Genomic DNA, 18,063 nt, shown 5'->3' on the forward strand with positions numbered 1-18,063 from the left:
AACAATGGCTTCAATCGCTCAAGCAGCCAAATCGCTCCTTCTCAAGGAATTCGTCGGCGCGTTCTTTCTTTCCATGCGTCAGTTCTTCGCGCCGAAGGCGACGTTGAACTACCCGCATGAAAAGGGTCCGGTTTCACCGCGCTTCCGCGGCGAACATGCGCTGCGCCGTTATCCCAACGGTGAAGAACGCTGCATCGCCTGCAAGCTTTGCGAAGCAATCTGCCCGGCACAGGCCATCACCATTGAGGCCGGTCCGCGTCGCAACGACGGCACCCGCCGTACGGTGCGTTACGACATCGACATGGTGAAGTGCATTTATTGCGGCTTCTGCCAGGAAGCATGTCCGGTGGATGCCATCGTCGAAGGCCCGAACTTCGAGTTCGCGACCGAGACGCGCGAAGAGCTTTACTACGACAAGGACAAGCTCCTCGCCAACGGTGACCGTTGGGAACGCGAAATCGCGCGCAATATCGCGATGGATGCGCCTTATCGCTGATCGGGTTCCTGATCAGTTCGAGTGTCAGATCGAATTTTCGGTCAGTCCGATGCTCGGACAAGAGTTTATGAATAAAGCGGGCAAAGCAATAGGGCTTTGCTCACGGAAAGGTGTTGGGGGATCCCCATGCTGACAGGTATTGCGGCAGCGTTTTTCTATCTGTTCGCTTTCATCATGATCGCAAGCGCGTTCATGGTGATTGCGGCACGCAACCCCGTGCATTCGGTGCTGTTTCTGATCCTCACATTCTTCAATGCGGCAGCTCTGTTCCTGCTGACCGGGGCCGAGTTCCTCGCCATGATCCTGCTCGTCGTTTACGTCGGCGCTGTGGCGGTTCTCTTCCTCTTCGTCGTCATGATGTTGGATGTGGATTTCTCGGAACTGAAGCGCGGTGCGCTGCAATATGCGCCGGTCGGCGCTCTGGTCGGGTTGATCCTGCTGGGCGAACTGATCTTCGTCTTCGCGAGCAACATGTTTGCACCGAAGCTGGGGCAGGGCGCTGTGCCGATCCCGAATATCGCCGAGCGGTCCAATACCGCTGCTCTGGGCGACATTCTCTACACCGACTTCGTCTTCTACTTCCAGGTTGCTGGTCTCGTCCTTCTGGTCGCGATGATCGGCGCCATCGTTCTGACGCTGCGGCACAAGCCGAATGTCAAGCGCCAGTCCATCTCGGCCCAGGTTGCTCGCACGCCCGAAACGGCGATTGAGATCAAGAAGGTCGAAACGGGCAAAGGCATCTAAGGATAAGCATATGGAAATCGGTATCGCTCATTATCTGACCGTTTCGGCCATCCTGTTCACGCTTGGCGTCTTCGGCATCTTTTTGAACCGCAAGAACGTCATCGTTATCCTGATGTCGATCGAATTGATCCTGCTTTCGGTCAATCTCAACTTCGTGGCGTTCTCCAGCCAGCTCGGCGACATGGTCGGGCAGGTCTTCGCCCTTTTCGTTCTGACTGTTGCGGCTGCTGAAGCGGCCATCGGTCTGGCAATTCTCGTTGTTTTCTTCCGTAATCGCGGTTCCATCGCGGTGGAAGACGTCAATGTTATGAAAGGTTGACGGGCAAATGCTCTACTACGCGATCGTCTTCCTTCCGCTTATCGGCTTTCTTATTGCTGGCTTGTTCGGCAATAAGATCGGCGCAAAAGCGAGTGAATACATCACTTCCGGCCTTATGGTTATCGTCGCGATCTGCTCGTGGATCGTGTTCTTCCAGATTCCAATGGGCGACGGTGAAACTGTGCGCATTCCGGTGCTGCATTGGGTCACGTCCGGTTCGCTGTCCTTCGATTGGGCGCTGCGTGTCGATACGCTGACCGGCGTCATGCTCGTTGTCGTGAACTCGGTTTCGGCTCTCGTGCATATCTATTCGATTGGATATATGCACCACGATCCGCATCGTCCGCGCTTCTTCGCCTATCTGTCGCTGTTCACCTTCGCGATGCTCATGCTGGTTACGTCGGACAATCTGGTTCAGATGTTCTTCGGCTGGGAAGGCGTGGGTCTGGCGTCCTATCTTCTGATCGGTTTCTGGTTCAAGAAGCCTTCGGCCAATGCCGCCGCCATGAAGGCCTTCGTCGTCAACCGCGTTGGTGACTTCGGCTTCCTGCTTGGCATCTTCGGCCTGTTCGCTCTGTTCCAGTCGGTTGATTACAACACGATCTTCGCTGCTGCCGCCAATTATCTGCCGGCAGAAGGCGCTGCGGATGCAGGTCAGGTCGTGCTGAACTTCCTCGGCTATGAACTGCACAAGGAAACGGCACTGACCGTTGTTTGCCTGCTTCTGTTCATGGGCGCGATGGGTAAGTCGGCGCAGTTCCTGCTGCACACCTGGCTTCCGGACGCTATGGAAGGCCCGACACCTGTTTCGGCTCTCATTCACGCCGCAACCATGGTGACCGCGGGGGTGTTCATGGTCGCGCGCATGTCGCCGATCTTCGAACTGTCGCATACAGCTCTTCTGGTCGTCACCATCATCGGCGCCACCACCGCATTCTTTGCGGCAACGGTTGCCCTGGTGCAGAACGATATCAAGCGCGTTATCGCTTATTCGACCTGTTCGCAGCTGGGCTATATGTTCGTGGCTCTCGGCGTCGGCGCTTACGGCGCTGCGGTGTTCCACCTGTTCACGCACGCCTTCTTCAAGGCTCTCCTGTTCCTTTGCGCCGGTTCGGTCATCCATTCCGTGTCGGAAGAGCAGGACATGCGTCGCATGGGGGGCTTACGCAAGCTGATCCCGGTTACCTACTGGATGATGCTCATCGGTACGGTTGCTATTACGGGTCTTGGCATTCCGGGCACGATTATCGGTACGGCAGGCTTTTTCTCGAAGGATGCGATCATTGAATCGACGTTCGCTTCGCAGAGCCCGGCTGCTGGCTACGCCTTCACGCTGCTCGTCGTCTCGGCTCTGTTCACGAGCTTCTATTCCTGGCGTCTGATTTTCATGACCTTCTTCGGCAAGCCGCGCGCTTCGGCGGAAGTCATGCATCACGTCCATGAATCGCCGCCCGTGATGCTGGTGCCGTTGTTCGTTCTTGCTGTCGGCGCAATCCTTGCCGGTGTGGTGTTCAAGGAATTCTTCTTCGGTCATGACTATGCCGAATTCTGGAAGGGCGCTCTGTTCACGCTGCCGACCAACGAGATCCTCGATGAGTACCATCATGTTCCGACCTGGGTTAAGCTGTCGCCTTTCACGGCTATGATCATCGGCTTCATCGTTGCATGGATCTTCTACATCCGGTCGCCGGAAATGCCGAAGGCACTGGCAGAACGCCATCGCGGTCTGTACCAGTTCCTGCTGAACAAGTGGTATTTCGACGAACTCTACGACTTCCTCTTCGTTCGTCCGGCCAAGTGGCTCGGTCGTGTCTTCTGGAAGGGTGGCGACGGCTGGCTCATTGACGGCTTCGGTCCGGATGGTATCTCGGCCCGTGTGCTTGATGTCACCAACCGCGTCGTCAAGATGCAGTCCGGATATCTTTATCATTACGCATTCGCGATGCTGATCGGCGTCGCCGCGCTCGTCACCTGGATGATGCTCGGGAGCTCTTTCTGATGACCGACTGGCCAATTCTCTCAACGGTCACGTTTCTGCCGCTCGTCGGCGCGTTACTGATCCTTCTGATCAAGGACGACAGCGAGGCTTCGCGTCGCAACATCCGCAACGTCGCTTTGCTGACAACGGTGTTCGTCTTTATCCTGTCGCTCGTCGTCTGGGCCGGGTTCGATAATTCGAACGCTGGCTTCCAGATGGTCGAGCAGGTCGACTGGATGGGCGGCGGTATCAGCTACCATATGGGCGTGGACGGTATCTCCGTCCTGTTCGTGGTGCTGTCCGCTTTCCTGATGCCGTTCTGCATTCTTGCAAGCTGGGTGTCTGTCGAAAAGCGCGTCAAGGAATATATGATCGCGTTCCTCATTCTGGAAACGCTCATGATCGGCGTGTTCTGCGCGCTCGACCTCTTCCTGTTCTACGTGTTCTTCGAAGCAAGCCTTATCCCGATGTTCATCATCATCGGCGTGTGGGGCGGCAAGCGTCGCGTTTATGCAAGCTTGAAGTTCTTCCTCTACACGTTGCTCGGCTCGGTGCTGATGCTCATCGCCATCATGGCCATGTATTGGCAGGCTGGCACGATGAACATCGTCGAACTGCAGAAGTTCAGCTTCCCGGCTGGCATGCAAACATGGCTATGGCTCGCCTTCTTCGCGTCGTTTGCGGTCAAGATGCCGATGTGGCCGGTCCACACCTGGCTTCCCGATGCCCACGTTGAAGCGCCGACAGCAGGCTCGGTCATTCTGGCCGGTATCCTTCTGAAGCTCGGTGGCTACGGCTTCCTGCGCTTCTCGTTGCCGATGTTCCCGCTGGCTTCTGCTGATTTCGCGCCCCTTGTCTTCACGCTGTCGGTGATCGCCATCATCTACACGTCTCTGGTGGCTCTGGTTCAGGAAGACATCAAGAAACTGATTGCTTACTCGTCCGTCGCACACATGGCCTATGTGACCATGGGTATCTTCGCGGCCAATGAGCAGGGCATTCAGGGCGCAATCTTCCAGATGCTGTCGCACGGTATCGTGTCGGGTGCTCTCTTCCTTTGCGTCGGCGTGATCTATGACCGTATGCATACCCGTGAGATCGCGGCGTTCGGCGGTCTGGTGAACAACATGCCGAAATATGCGGTGGCCTTCCTCATCTTCACGATGGCGAATGTCGGCCTGCCGGGTACTTCGGGCTTCATCGGTGAATTCCTGACGCTGTTCGGTGTGTTCCGGGTCAATACCTGGGTGGCGCTGTTCGCAACCACGGGCGTCATTCTCTCGGCGGCCTATGCGCTGTGGCTTTACCGCAAGGTGATCTTCGGTGCGCTCGACAAGGAAAGCCTCAAGGCGCTCCTCGATCTCAGCCCGCGTGAGAAGATCATTCTCTATCCGCTCGTGGTACTCACCATCTTCTTCGGCGTGTATCCGGCACCGGTCTTCAATGCGACTGCAAGTGCTGTGACCGCTCTGGTTCAACATTACGACGCTGCAATTGGCGGAGCCGCCAATGCAATGCTGGCACAGTAAGAAAATAAAGGCGTAAGGTCATGCAGACTGATCTGATAGCTCATCTGACCCTTGCAGCGCCGGAGGTTCTCCTGGCTGTAGGCGCCTTGGCACTGCTTATGATCGGCGTGTTCTCTGGCGAGCGTGCAACCACGCTCGTCAACGGACTGTCCGTCGCAGTGCTGATTGCAGCGCTGGCACTGGTTGTTCTATTCCCGGCGAATGGTTCCGCTTTCGGCGGCGCCATCGTCAATGACGGTTTTGGCCGCTTCATGAAGGTGCTGACGCTGATCGGCTCCATCGTCACGCTCGTCATGTCGGTCGGTTTCGCCAAGGCGGAAAAGTTCGACAAGTTCGAGTTCCCGGTCCTGATCGTCATTTCGACGCTCGGCATGCTGTTGATGGTGTCGGCCTCCAACATGCTGTCGCTTTATCTCGGTCTCGAACTGCAGTCGCTGGCGCTTTACGTGCTGGCTGCGTTCAACCGCGACAGCGTTCGCTCCACAGAAGCCGGTCTGAAGTATTTCGTTCTCGGCTCGCTGTCCTCGGGCATGCTGCTTTACGGTATCTCGCTTGTTTACGGCTATACCGGCCATATCGGTTTCGCCGAAATCGCCCAGGCTGTTTCGGGCGGCCAGCGTGAGCTTGGTCTGGTGTTCGGTCTGGTCTTCATTCTGGCCGGTCTGGCATTCAAGATTTCCGCCGTTCCGTTCCACATGTGGACGCCGGACGTCTATGAAGGTGCGCCGACCCCGGTAACGGCCTTCTTTGCCGCCGCTCCGAAGATGGCCGCCATGGCGCTCATCATCCGCGTCGTCTCCGAAGCCTTCGCTCCGGTCACCCATGACTGGCAGCAGGTTGTGATCTTCATCGCAATCGCTTCGATGGTTCTGGGTGCCTTCGCCGCTATCGGCCAGCGCAATATCAAGCGTCTGATGGCTTATTCGTCGATCAGCCACATGGGCTATGCCCTTGTGGGTCTGGCTGCTGGTACGGCCATCGGTGTGAAGGGCGTGGCCATCTACATGGCGATCTATCTTGCGATGACGCTCGGCACCTTTGCCTTCATTCTCGCCATGCGCACCAAAGACGGCAATGTTGAGAACATCGGCGATCTGGCCGGTCTGTCGCGCACCAATCCGGTGCTGGCAACGATCATGACGATCTTCCTGTTCTCGCTCGCCGGGATCCCGCCGCTCGCCGGCTTCTTCGGCAAGTGGTACACCTTCCTTGCTGCTGTGCAGGCTGGTCTTTACCCGCTGGCGATCATCGGTATCGTGGCTTCGGTCGTGGGTGCGTTCTACTATCTGCGCATGATCAAGATCATGTGGTTCGATGAGCCGGTTGGTGGTTTCGTGCCGGTCGCGGGCGAGCTGCGCCTCGTTCTCGGCGTTACGGGCGCTTTCGTGCTCTTCTACGTCTTCCTCGCTGGTCCAATCGGCGGATTTGCCGAAGCCGCAGCAAAGACGTTCTTCTAAGTAAACTGTGACAGGTGATCGAATGCATTTTGCGCTTTCGCCTGTCGCCGAAAATGCTGGCTACCGTCTCGAGGTTTTCGAGACGGTAGGCTCCACAAACGCGGTGGCTCTGGAACGAGCAGCTGGCGGTGATCCGGGCAAGCTCTGGCTTGTCTCGAAGAGGCAGGAAAGTGGACGCGGAAGACGCGGTCGCGCCTGGTCTACTTCGGAAGGTAATCTGGCCTCCACACTTCTCCTGATCGAATCCTACGAATTGAAAACGGCGGCAACGCTCGGTTTCGTTGCGGGCCTGTCGCTGGCCGATGCGCTGGAAGCGGCTTTTGCAGCAACCGGACCAGCCGTGCCGCCGAAGATCGGCCTGAAATGGCCGAATGATGTGCTGCTGGATGGTGCGAAACTGTCGGGCATTCTGCTGGAATCATCAATTCTCGCCAAGGATAGCTTTGCGATTGCCATCGGCATCGGCACCAACATCGTGGCCTTTCCCGACGATCTGCCATACGCCGCCACGTCGCTGCAGGCGCTTGGCAGCAAGTGCGATGCCGAGACATTGTTTGCCGCTCTTTCCGATGCGTGGTCGGTCAATTATCGTGTCTGGGACGAGGGACGCGGGCTGGATACGATCCGCAAACGCTGGCTGGAGCGGGCGCATGGTCTTGGTGGAAATGTCACGATGCAGGTTGAAGGCAAGGTCATCGAAGGCCGGTTCGAGACCATCGATGAAGCCTGCCGTTTCGTGATCCGCGACAATGACGGCGCGCGCATTACGGTCACAGCGGGCGATGTTTATTTCGGAACGGCAGCAACACTGCGTAAATAACAGCTTTCTTTTATCTTGCCGGGGTTGCAACTAAAGCCATTTAGGTTCAGTGGATGCGGCGAAAGCATGTCTTCCCGAAGTGCAAACTGATCCGGTTCCACTTTATAAGCAGGGTATAATTACAGAGGAAATTTCATGGCCCGATCCAATAACCCGGAACTCGTCTTTCTGCCGCTCGGCGGCGTGGGCGAAATCGGCATGAATCTCGCTATGTACGGCTTTGGACCTGCGGATAATCGCGAATGGCTGGTCGTCGACATGGGCGTGAGCTTTGCCGGGCCGGAACAGCCGGGTGCCGACCTTATCCTGCCGGATATTCGCTATCTTGAAGCGGAAAAGAACAATGTGCGCGGTATCATCATCACCCACGCGCATGAAGACCATTTTGGTGCGCTGCTCGATCTGTGGCCGCGCCTGAAGGTTCCAGTCTATGCGACGCCGTTCACCGCCGGTCTGCTGGAAGCCAAGCGCCAGTCCGAGATCAGCGCGCCGGAAATTCCGGTCACGGTCTACAAGGCTGGTGAAAAGTTCGAAGTTGGCCCGTTTAAGGTTGAAGCGGTCGCTGTCACGCACTCGATCCCGGAACCTGTGTCGCTGGCGATCACGACGCCGCTTGGCACTGTCGTTCACACCGGCGATTGGAAGATGGACCCGGAACCTTCGCTCGGCCCGGTCATCGATGAAGCGCGCTTCCGCGCCATTGGCGATGCCGGTGTTTTGGCGCTGATCTGCGATTCCACCAATGCCATGCGCGAGGGTGAATCCCCGTCGGAACGTCAGGTCGGTGAAAGCCTGCGCGAGCTGATCGAGAATGCGCGTGGACGCGTGGCGATCACCACCTTTTCTTCCAATGTGGGCCGCATACGCTCCATCACGGAGGCGGCGCGCGATGCGGGCCGTCAGGTTCTGGTCGTCGGTCGCTCGATGAAGCGCGCGATTTCTGTCGCGACCGAGCTTGGCTATATGGAAGGCCTGCCGGAATATCTGAGCGAAGAGGATTACGGCTATATTCCGCGTGAAAACGTGGTGATGATCCTGACCGGCAGTCAGGGCGAGCCGCGTGCAGCACTTGCCAAGCTGGCCCGCGATGAAATGCGCAGTCTGGCCCTGTCGCCGGGCGATACGGTCATTTATTCGTCGCGCGCCATTCCGGGCAACGAAAAAGCCATTCTCGACATCAAGAACTGCCTGATCGACCGGGGCATCAAGATCATCGGCGACGATGATGCATTGGTGCACGTCTCCGGCCATCCGCGTCGCAGCGAATTAAAGCGTATGTATTCCTGGGTTCGCCCGCAAATTCTCGTTCCGGTGCATGGCGAAGCTGCGCATCTGGTGGCGCAGGGCTCGCTTGGCGCGATGGAAGGGATCGGGCAGGTCGCCCAGATCCGCAATGGCGACGTGCTGCGTCTTGCCCCCGGCAAGGCCGAAATTATCGACGAAGCGCCGATTGGCCGTATCTACAAGGACGGCAAGCTTATCGGTGACGAGGAAGAGATCGGCATGGTCGAGCGCCGCAAGCTCGCTTATGTCGGCCATGTCGCCGTTTCCATCCTGCTGGACCGCGACCACAAGCTTCTCGACGAACCCGATCTGGTGACATTTGGTCTGCCGGAAGAAGACGGTCAGGGCGAGTTGATGGAAGACATCCTGCTCGATGCGGTCGTCGAGGCCGTCGATAGCATTCCCCGCGTCCGCCGCAAGGATGTCGAGCTGGTGCGTGAATCCGCGCGCCGCGCGGTGCGCGCTGCGGCAAATCAGACGTGGGGCAAAAAGCCTGTGGTGACCGTATTCGTGAATAGGATACGCTGACCGTCACGCTATAAATATGCAGCAAGGGAGGTGCTGATGCTCGAACGTTTGAACCATGTCGCGATTGCCGTTCCGGATATCGAGGCTGCGTCCGCGCTTTATCGTGGCAAACTGGCTGCAAATGTCGGCGCACCGCAGGCCTTGCCGGAACACGGTGTGACCGTGGTTTTCATCGACGTCGGCAACACGAAAATCGAGCTGCTGGAGCCTTTGGGTGAGGGATCACCCATTGCAGCCTTCCTCGAAAAGAACCCGTCCGGTGGTGTGCACCATCTCTGCTATGAGGTGGAGGACATTATCGCAGCGCGGGATAAGCTCAAGGCGGAAGGCGCACGTATTCTCGGCGATGGAGAGCCGAAGACCGGCGCCCATGGCAAGCCGGTCCTGTTTCTGCACCCGAAAGACTTCAACGGCACGCTGATTGAGCTGGAGGAAGTGTAATCATGTCCATCATGTCCGGCATTGCGATCTATTTCATTATCTGGTGGACGTCGCTTTTTGCGCTGCTGCCGGTCGGCCTGCGCACACAGGCTGAGGAAAATAATGTTACGCTTGGCACGGTGGCCAGCGCTCCGGCAACACCGCGCATCGGTCGCGCCTTTCTGCGTACCACTTTTGTCGCCACGCTTATCTTCGCTGTCTATTATTATGTGACGCAGATCAGCGGTTTTGGTCTGGACGACATTCCGCATTTTTTCCCGGATTTGACGTAATCGCATTTACGAAAACAGAATGAGAAATCCAAGGCTGCCTCATTTTTAGGCAGTCTTTCTTTTATGCGCAAAACAGACTGCTGGGAAATACGCTCTGAATCAAAAACTTATGATCTTATCGTAAGGTGCTGAATTATAAGGGACTAAAGGAATTTCACGCTTCGGTCCTCGTTCGCTCTGGTCGCGATATGCGCCGAAGAATAAAACTAGTTTTACTTTGGCAACATATTGCAAATAGTCGCCTGCAAAAGCAGGTCTATAAATCACACAAATTCAATGGGTTATTGCGCGGCTTTTCGGGAAGCTGACGGCGAGGGTCGCGATCAATGCAAATGCAAAAAAAAAGCAAGGCTTTCGCCTTGCTAATAAAATACGCGTTCGATCCGTTTCCATGTTACTGGCGGCTGCGTAGCTCGCGCCTGGATCCATCCTCCCAAGACTTTGACCGCGTGAAAACAACGGTTTTATTCCGTTGTTGCTCTTATGATGAAAAAAATAGCGAACTGCACAGCTTTTGTCACGAAAAATCTTCTTCTGCGTCATAATTCTTTCGTGAATTTTCCTAAAAGCTAATGATATATCTGTAATATATTGAAATTGAATGTGAATTCGGAGGCGGTGTTTTGTGGCTTTGGGCGTTTTACCTGCCTGTCGCGCCTGTGGATGGTGAAAACCGCTCCGCGCAAAGCTTTTTCAGGCGGGTTTTCAACGCAAGCATAACCCGATAAGAAACCTTCAAATATGCTTAATTTTTGCCTGATTCTTGAAGCAAGCAGGCATTCTCTCTGGATCGGTGGTTACGATGCGTTTGTCGCGGTATTTTTTGCCCATTCTGAAGGAAAATCCTAAAGAGGCGGAAATCGTCTCTCATAGGCTTATGCTGCGTTCGGGCATGATCCGCCAGCAGTCGGCAGGCATCTATTCCTGGCTTCCGATTGGGCTGAAGGTGCTGAACAAGGTCTGCGATATCATCCGTGAAGAGCAGAACCGCGCTGGCGCCAACGAAATCCTGATGCCGACCATCCAGTCCGCCGATCTGTGGCGTGAAAGCGGGCGCTACGACGCTTACGGCAAGGAAATGCTACGCATTCAGGACCGTCAGGAGCGCGAAATGCTCTTCGGCCCGACCAATGAAGAGATGGTCACGGATATTTTCCGTTCCTATGTGCGCTCCTACAAGGATCTGCCGCTTAACCTCTATCATATCCAGTGGAAATTCCGCGACGAAGTCCGCCCGCGTTTCGGCGTGATGCGCTCACGCGAGTTTCTGATGAAGGACGCCTATTCGTTCGACCTCGATTATGAGGGCGCGAAGATGGCCTATTACCGCATGTTCGTCTCCTACCTGCGCACGTTTGCGCGCGTCGGTCTGCAGGCGATCCCGATGCGCGCCGACACCGGCCCGATCGGCGGCGATCTGTCTCACGAATTCATAATTCTGGCTGAAACCGGCGAAAGCCAGGTCTATTGCGACAAGGCCTATCTCGATCTGGCCGTGCCAGGCGCGGATACGGATTTCCGCAACGATGCGCAGCTGACCGATATCGTCAATCGCTGGACAACGCCCTACGCGGCAACCGACGAAATGCATGACGAAGCCGATTGGGCCAAGGTCAAGGCTGATGATCAGGTTTCGGCGCGCGGCATTGAAGTCGGTCACATCTTCCATTTCGGCACAAAATATTCCGAACCGATGGGCGCGAAAGTGCAGGGCCCGGACGGCAAGGAACATCTGGTGTCTATGGGCTCCTACGGGATCGGCCCGTCGCGTCTGGTGGCGGCTGCTATCGAAGCCTTCCACGACGATGCGGGCATCATCTGGCCAAAGGCGATTGCACCGTTCGGCGCAGGCATCGTGAACATGAAGCCCGGCGACGAAGGCTGCGATAGCGTCAGCGAGAAGCTCTACGACGCACTGACCAATGCCGGTATCGATCCGCTGCTGGACGATACGGATGACCGTCCCGGTGCAAAATTCGCCACCATGGACCTGATCGGCCTGCCGACCCAGGTGATCGTCGGTCCGCGCGGCGTTGCCGCTGGTGAGGTTGAAGTCAAGGACCGCAAGACCGGCGAACGCCAGAATCTGACGGTGGAAGCCGCCATCAACATGCTGACGGCTGAAGCATGAGCGGCGCGGCGGCAGCAAAGTCCGAAGGGCAGGCCAAGGCAGCTGTGAAGCCGCCGAAGTCCGGCCCTTTTTCGGCCTTCGAACGGATGATCGCGTGGCGATATCTGCGTGCGCGCCGCCGTGAAACATTCATATCGGTTATTGCCGGGTTTTCTTTCACCGGCATCATGCTGGGCGTGGCGACCCTCATCATCGTTATGGCGGTGATGAACGGCTTTCGCGCCGAGCTTTTGACGCGCATTCTCGGCATCAATGGCCATCTGATCATGCAGCCGATTGATCGTCCGCTGGATGATTATGCTGACCTGATCAAGCGTATCGACGGCATTTCCGGCATCAAATTCGCTATTCCGGTGGTGGAAGGACAGGCTCTCGTGCAGGGCACCATCGGTGCGGGCAATGGAGCGCTGATCCGTGGTCTGCGCGAGGAAGACCTCGACAAGCTGAAGCTTGTATCGGGCAATATCCGCCAGGGCACACTGCAAGGCTTCGACCAGAGCGGCGGTGTCGCCATCGGCACGCGCATGGCTGAAAATCTGGGGCTTTCCATCGGAGATACGCTGCGGGTGATTTCTCCCGATGGCGATGTGACCCCGTTTGGTGTTAATCCGCGCGTAAAAGCCTATCCGATTGTCGCGATCTTCGAGATCGGCATGTCGGAATATGACAATTCCATCGTGATGATGCCGCTTTCCGAGGCGCAGCTTTTCTTCAATCAGGAAGGCAAGGTGCAGTCGCTCGAAATCTTTGTCGAAAATCCCGACAAGGTGGATGCGATGCGCGCGCCGGTGGAAGAGGCGGCAGGTCGCCAGCTGACACTTGTTGACTGGCGCCAGCGCAACCAGACTTTCTTCTCGGCGCTGGAAGTCGAGCGCAATGTCATGTTCATGATCCTGACGCTGATCGTTCTGGTCGCGGCGCTCAATATCATCTCCGGTCTCATCATGCTGGTGAAGGACAAGGGGCATGATATCGCTATTCTGCGCACCATGGGCGCGACACGCGGCGCGGTGATGCGCATATTCCTGATGACGGGTGCAGCCATCGGCGTGACCGGCACGGTCGCCGGTGTGGTGCTCGGCGTGGTGGTGTGCCTGAATGTCGAACGGTTGCGTGAGTTCTTCTCGTGGCTTTCGGGAACGACGCTGTTCAATCCGGAGCTCTATTTCCTGAGCCAGCTGCCAGCAAAGATGGACCCTGGCGAGACGATTTCCGTCATCGTCATGGCACTGGTGCTTTCCTTTATCGCCACCATTTTCCCAGCCTGGCGCGCTGCCAAGCTCGATCCGGTCGAAGCATTGAGGTACGAATAATGGCGGCTGAAATTATTCTGCGGCTGGAGAAGGTCAGTCGCGCCTATAAGGAAGTCGACCGCGAACTGGTTATCCTCAAAGACGCCGATTTCACGCTGCGTCGCGGCGAGATGGTGGCGCTCGTCGCCCCGTCCGGTGCCGGTAAGTCCACGCTTTTGCACACGGCTGGGCTTCTGGAACGCCCGGACAATGGCGATGTCTTTCTCGACGGTCGCTCCTGCAGCGCGCTCTCGGATGACGACCGTACGGCGGTGCGTCGTAACGATATCGGCTTCGTCTATCAGTTCCACCATTTGCTGCCGGAGTTTTCAGCGCTGGAAAATGTGATGATGCCGCAGATGATCCGTGGCCTGACCAAGAAGGCCGCATCGGAACGCGCACAGCAATTGCTCGAATATATGAAGATCGGCAAGCGCGCTTCGCATCGTCCCGCCGAGCTTTCCGGTGGTGAGCAGCAGCGTGTCGCTATTGCGCGCGCCGTCGCCAATGCGCCGCTTGTGCTTTTAGCCGACGAGCCGACCGGCAATCTCGACCCGACGACGTCCTCCTATGTGTTCGGGGCACTGGAGGCGCTTGTGCGCCAGTCCGGTCTGGCGGCGCTGATCGCCACGCATAATCACGAATTGGCCCGCCGCATGGACCGGCGCGTGACCTTGCAGGACGGCAAGGTCGTCGATCTGTAAGACGGCCAACTTTCTCCATCGTTAAGCCATTGAAACCGCAGGCGCGTGATACCGCCTGCGGTTGCGCGTTTATTATTCGTAAACCCTAATGTAACTGGCGACTCAAACAGGGTGTTGACTTTGGAACAAAAATAGAACAAAAAATAAACATACGTGAACAAAGAGGAGTTTTCCACATGACCGATCTCGTCCACGACGTTTTGTCATTCGTCTCCGTCAGCCTGTTTATTGCAACCTTCGCCATCTGGGTCAGCGCGATCTGAAGTGACTGAAGCATATCATCCAAAGCGGAAAACCTGTTTTGGACACTGATATGCGTAACAAAGCTTGGAGTGCGATCACTGAAGTTCGCCGTATGAACCGGCTCGAAGTAACGCGCTTTTGAGGGTTCTCTTGTGTACCCTTTCGATACCGGCGGCTGTCTCTCTGGACATCGCCGGGACATTCCCTGAAACTGAAAGCCTCAGGCGACAGAGTCGCCGGCGACCAGCAGCATTTCAGTAGGCGGTCCTATGAAACGGGTGTATGTCCACCCGCACGGTTCGGTTTGATCAGGGTGAATAGAATGAATGATGCAGCAGCAGACAATGCAGCCAGTGGAAGCGTTTCCACGCCGCGTTTTGTGCATCTGCGTGTTCATTCGGCCTATTCCTTGCTCGAGGGCGCATTGCCGCTCGGCAAGGTCATCAAACAGGCGATTGCCGACGAAGCGCCGGCCATCGCGATAACGGACACCAACAATCTGTTTGGTGCACTCGAATTTGCGCAGAAGGCATCGAAGGATGGTGTGCAGCCGATCATCGGCTGTCAGGTCGATGTTGCCTTCGGCGACCACAACGACAATGGGCGCAGTATCAATCGCAGGCTCGCGCTTGATCTGGCTCCTCTCGTCCTGCTTGCTTCGACGGAAGAGGGCTACGCGAATATCGTGCGGCTGGTCAGCCGCTCGTTTCTGGATACGCCTGCGGGCGATCCGGTCCATATAGATGCAGGCTGGCTGCCAGCACTGGCCAAGGACGTCATCGTCCTGTCAGGCGGGCCGCTCGGGCCAATCGGTCGCTCTTTTGCGGCAGACCGGCCAGACCGGGCGCAATCGCGTCTGGCGTTCCTGCATGAGACATTCGGCAATCGGCTTTATGTCGAGTTACAGCGTTATGCGGGCTATGACCGTGCTCTGGAAGCCAAGACTGTTGCGCTAGCCTATGAGATGGAATTGCCTCTGGTGGCCACCAATGAGGCGTTCTTCCTCAAGGCGGAGGATTACGAAGCCCATGATGCGCTGCTGGCCATCGCCGAGGGGCAGATCCTTTCCAATGATGATCGCCGCCGCCTGACGCCGGATCATTATCTGAAAAGCCGCGCCGAAATGGCGGCGCTGTTTGCCGACTTGCCCGAGGCGCTGGACAACACGATTGAGATAGCGGAGCGTTGCAGTTGGTACACGCAAACCCGCGCTCCAATTCTGCCACGCTTCACGGGTGAATCCGACGATCCTGAAGCCGCTGTCGCTGCGGAAGCAGAAGAACTTGCACGTCAGGCCCGTGAGGGCTTGCAGATGCGGCTGGAAAGCGTGGGCCTTGCCGAAGGCTATACGCCGGAACAATATGCCGAACGTCTCGAATATGAGATCGGCATCATCACCCGCATGAAGTTCCCCGGCTACTTCCTGATCGTTGCGGACTTCATCAAATGGGCCAAGGCGCATGGCATTCCGGTCGGGCCGGGCCGTGGTTCGGGTGCGGGTTCGCTCGTCGCTTATGCCCTGACGATTACGGACGTCGATCCGCTGCGCTTCTCGCTGCTGTTTGAACGCTTCCTCAATCCGGACCGCGTATCGATGCCCGACTTCGATATCGACTTCTGTCAGGATCGCCGCGAAGAGGTGATCCGCTATGTGCAGGAGAAATACGGGCGTGATCAGGTCGCCCAGATCATAACCTTCGGTACGCTTCAGGCGCGCGCCGTGTTGCGCGACGTCGGCCGCGTTCTCGAAATGCCCTATGGGCAAGTGGATCGGCTCTGCAAGCTGGTGCCGCAAAATCCAGCCAATCCGGTGTCGCTGGCGCAGGCCATCGAAACCGAGCCGAAGATCACCGAGGAACGCGAGAAGGAACCGGTCGTTGGGCGGCTTCTCGATATGGCGCTCAAGCTGGAAGGTCTCTATCGCCACGCTTCGACCCACGCCGCCGGTATCGTGATCGGCGACCGTCCGCTGTCGGAACTGGTGCCGATGTATCGCGACCCGCGTTCCGATATGCCAGTCACCCAGTTCAATATGAAGTGGGTGGAGCAAGCTGGACTGGTCAAGTTCGACTTTCTCGGGCTCAAGACGCTGACGGTGCTGGAAACGGCGGTCAAGCTCGTAGCGCGCAAGGGGATCGACATCGATCTGACCCGGCTGCCGTTCGACGATGAGCTGACCTATGAAATGCTGTCGCGCGGCGAAACCGTCGGAGTGTTTCAGGTTGAAAGTGCTGGCATGCGTAAAGCGCTGCTCGGCATGCGTCCTGACCGGATCGAGGACATTATTGCGCTCGTCGCGCTCTATCGTCCCGGTCCGATGGAGAACATCCCGACCTATAATGCGCGCAAGAATGGTGAAGAGGAAATCGCTTCCATTCACCCGAAGATCGATCACCTGATCAAGGAAACGCAAGGCGTTATCGTTTATCAGGAACAGGTGATGCAGATCGCACAGGTGCTGTCGGGCTACTCGCTCGGCGAAGCTGACCTTCTGCGTCGCGCCATGGGTAAGAAGATTCGCGAGGAAATGGACAAGCAACGCGTCCGTTTCGTCTCGGGCGCTATTGATGGCGGCGTCGACAAGGCTCAGGCGAATATGATCTTTGATCTGCTTGCCAAGTTTGCCGATTACGGCTTCAACAAGTCACACGCGGCGGCCTATGCCATCGTTTCCTATCAGACAGCCTATATGAAGGCGCATTACCCGGTCGAATTTCTGGCCGCGTCGATGACCTACGATATGTCGAACACCGACAAGCTCAACGATTTCCGCCGCGAAGCGAATCGTCTGGGGATCGAGGTCGTGCCGCCTTCGGTCATGACCTCGTTCCGTCCGTTTGAAGTGGGCGAGAAGCAGATTTTCTATTCACTGGCTGCCATCAAGGGCGTCGGTGAAGCTGCTGTCGACCATATTGTGGATGTGCGCGCCCAGAAGCCGTTTGAAAGCCTTGAGGATTTCTGCGAGCGGATTGATCCGAGGATCGTTAATCGTCGCGTGCTGGAAAGCCTGATCAATGCGGGCGCGATGGATTGCTTCAAGCGCGAACGCCCGGCAATGAGCGCAGGCATGGACCGCATCATGGGCTTCGCCCAGCGCACGCAGGAAAATGCCGCCAGCGGCCAGTCCGATATTTTCGGCCTGTCCGGTGCGCCGAAGGAACAGCTTATTCTGCCGCAGGCCGCACCTTGGCTGCCGTCGGAAATGCTGCATCGAGAGTTTCAGGCGGTCGGCTTCTATCTGTCGGCGCATCCGCTCGATGAATATCGCGCGGTTCTGGATCGTATGCGCGTGCAAAGCTGGGCTGATTTCTCGGCTGCGGTGAAGCGCGGCGCCAATGCCGGGCGTCTGGCGGGCACGGTGACGGCGCGTCAGGAGCGCAAGACCCGCACCGGCAACAAGATGGGCATTGTTCAGTTGTCGGATGCCAGCGGCCAGTTTGAAGCCGTGCTGTTTTCGGAAGGGCTCGCGCAATATCGCGATCTTCTGGAAAGCGGCAAATCGGTGGTGATCACGGTGCAGGCGGAGGATCGCCCGGAAGGTATCGGCTTGCGCATCCAGACCGTGCAATCGCTGGAAGACGAGGCCTGCCGCATGCAGAAGGCGCTGCGGCTTTATCTGCGCTCGGCGGAAGCGATTCGCCATATCGCGCCGCATTTCAACACGCGCGGCGACGGACAGGTCAGTCTCATCGTCATCAAGGACAATGGGCAGCGCGAAGTTGAAATCGAACTACCCCACCGTTATCGCGTCAGCCCGCAGATTGCGAGCGCAATGAAAGCCATTCAGGGCGTCGTGGACGTGGAACTGGTTTAAAAAAAGTCCGG

The 18,063-nt window shown here is 57.1% G+C and carries 15 protein-coding genes; 14 read left to right on the forward strand and 1 reads right to left on the reverse strand.

Annotated elements, in window-relative coordinates; genetic code table 11:
- Positions 1–4: 4 nt before the first annotated feature.
- From nuoI to ABWW11_RS05870, 10 genes are all read left to right on the forward strand, one after another.
- Positions 5–496, forward strand: coding sequence for an NADH-quinone oxidoreductase subunit NuoI (gene nuoI / locus ABWW11_RS05825; RefSeq protein WP_078338429.1), 492 nt, complete (start codon positions 5–7; stop codon positions 494–496).
- Positions 497–622: 126 nt separating this feature from the next.
- Positions 623–1,240 (forward strand): NADH-quinone oxidoreductase subunit J, encoded by a 618-nt coding sequence (locus ABWW11_RS05830; protein ID WP_109368800.1) that lies wholly within the window; start codon positions 623–625, stop codon positions 1,238–1,240.
- A gap of 10 nt (positions 1,241–1,250) precedes the next feature.
- Positions 1,251–1,559, forward strand: a complete 309-nt coding sequence (gene nuoK, locus ABWW11_RS05835) for an NADH-quinone oxidoreductase subunit NuoK (protein ID WP_006466598.1) — start codon at positions 1,251–1,253, stop codon at positions 1,557–1,559.
- 7 nt (positions 1,560–1,566) lie between these two features.
- The gene (gene nuoL, locus ABWW11_RS05840) at positions 1,567–3,558 is read left to right on the forward strand and encodes an NADH-quinone oxidoreductase subunit L (RefSeq protein WP_319080316.1); all 1,992 of its coding nucleotides are present in this window, start codon (positions 1,567–1,569) and stop codon (positions 3,556–3,558) included.
- Positions 3,558–5,066, forward strand: coding sequence for an NADH-quinone oxidoreductase subunit M (locus ABWW11_RS05845; protein ID WP_109368802.1), 1,509 nt, complete (start codon positions 3,558–3,560; stop codon positions 5,064–5,066). The genes nuoL and ABWW11_RS05845 overlap by 1 nt, the downstream gene beginning before the upstream one ends.
- A 20-nt stretch (positions 5,067–5,086) precedes the next feature.
- Positions 5,087–6,523 (forward strand): NADH-quinone oxidoreductase subunit NuoN, encoded by a 1,437-nt coding sequence (gene nuoN, locus ABWW11_RS05850; RefSeq protein ID WP_109368803.1) that lies wholly within the window; start codon positions 5,087–5,089, stop codon positions 6,521–6,523.
- 22 nt (positions 6,524–6,545) lie between these two features.
- Positions 6,546–7,343 carry a biotin--[acetyl-CoA-carboxylase] ligase gene (locus tag ABWW11_RS05855; RefSeq protein WP_121535832.1) on the forward strand — a complete coding sequence of 266 codons (798 nt, stop codon included), beginning with the start codon at positions 6,546–6,548 and terminating at the stop codon, positions 7,341–7,343.
- 135 nt (positions 7,344–7,478) lie between these two features.
- Positions 7,479–9,155 (forward strand): ribonuclease J, encoded by a 1,677-nt coding sequence (locus ABWW11_RS05860; protein ID WP_121535835.1) that lies wholly within the window; start codon positions 7,479–7,481, stop codon positions 9,153–9,155.
- A 36-nt stretch (positions 9,156–9,191) separates the two neighbouring features.
- Entirely contained in the window at positions 9,192–9,596 is a 405-nt protein-coding gene (gene mce, locus ABWW11_RS05865) for a methylmalonyl-CoA epimerase (protein WP_121535839.1), read from the forward strand.
- 2 nt (positions 9,597–9,598) lie between these two features.
- On the forward strand, positions 9,599–9,868 hold the full coding sequence (locus tag ABWW11_RS05870; RefSeq protein ID WP_121535842.1) for a DUF1467 family protein: 270 nt from the start codon (positions 9,599–9,601) through the stop codon (positions 9,866–9,868).
- A 273-nt stretch (positions 9,869–10,141) separates the two neighbouring features.
- On the opposite strand, the gene ABWW11_RS05875 is transcribed toward ABWW11_RS05870, so the two are convergent.
- On the reverse strand, positions 10,142–10,411 hold the full coding sequence (locus ABWW11_RS05875) for a hypothetical protein (protein WP_167836025.1): 270 nt from the start codon (positions 10,409–10,411) through the stop codon (positions 10,142–10,144).
- 259 nt (positions 10,412–10,670) lie between these two features.
- Here ABWW11_RS05875 and proS point away from each other — a divergent pair, with 259 nt between their 5' ends.
- The 4 genes from proS to dnaE all read left to right on the forward strand — a co-directional run bounded on the left by proS (position 10,671) and on the right by dnaE (position 18,052).
- Positions 10,671–11,999 (forward strand): proline--tRNA ligase, encoded by a 1,329-nt coding sequence (gene proS / locus ABWW11_RS05880; RefSeq protein WP_121535845.1) that lies wholly within the window; start codon positions 10,671–10,673, stop codon positions 11,997–11,999.
- Entirely contained in the window at positions 11,996–13,312 is a 1,317-nt protein-coding gene (locus ABWW11_RS05885) for a lipoprotein-releasing ABC transporter permease subunit (RefSeq protein WP_121535848.1), read from the forward strand. Before proS ends, ABWW11_RS05885 begins: the two co-directional genes overlap by 4 nt.
- On the forward strand, positions 13,312–13,995 hold the full coding sequence (locus tag ABWW11_RS05890; RefSeq protein ID WP_109368810.1) for an ABC transporter ATP-binding protein: 684 nt from the start codon (positions 13,312–13,314) through the stop codon (positions 13,993–13,995). Before ABWW11_RS05885 ends, ABWW11_RS05890 begins: the two co-directional genes overlap by 1 nt.
- A 565-nt stretch (positions 13,996–14,560) precedes the next feature.
- Positions 14,561–18,052, forward strand: a complete 3,492-nt coding sequence (dnaE, locus tag ABWW11_RS05895; RefSeq protein WP_121535851.1) for a DNA polymerase III subunit alpha — start codon at positions 14,561–14,563, stop codon at positions 18,050–18,052.
- Positions 18,053–18,063 lie beyond the last annotated feature (11 nt).

Source organism: Brucella sp. NBRC 113783, from assembly GCF_040372265.1.
Lineage (GTDB): Bacteria > Pseudomonadota > Alphaproteobacteria > Rhizobiales > Rhizobiaceae > Brucella > Brucella teleogrylli.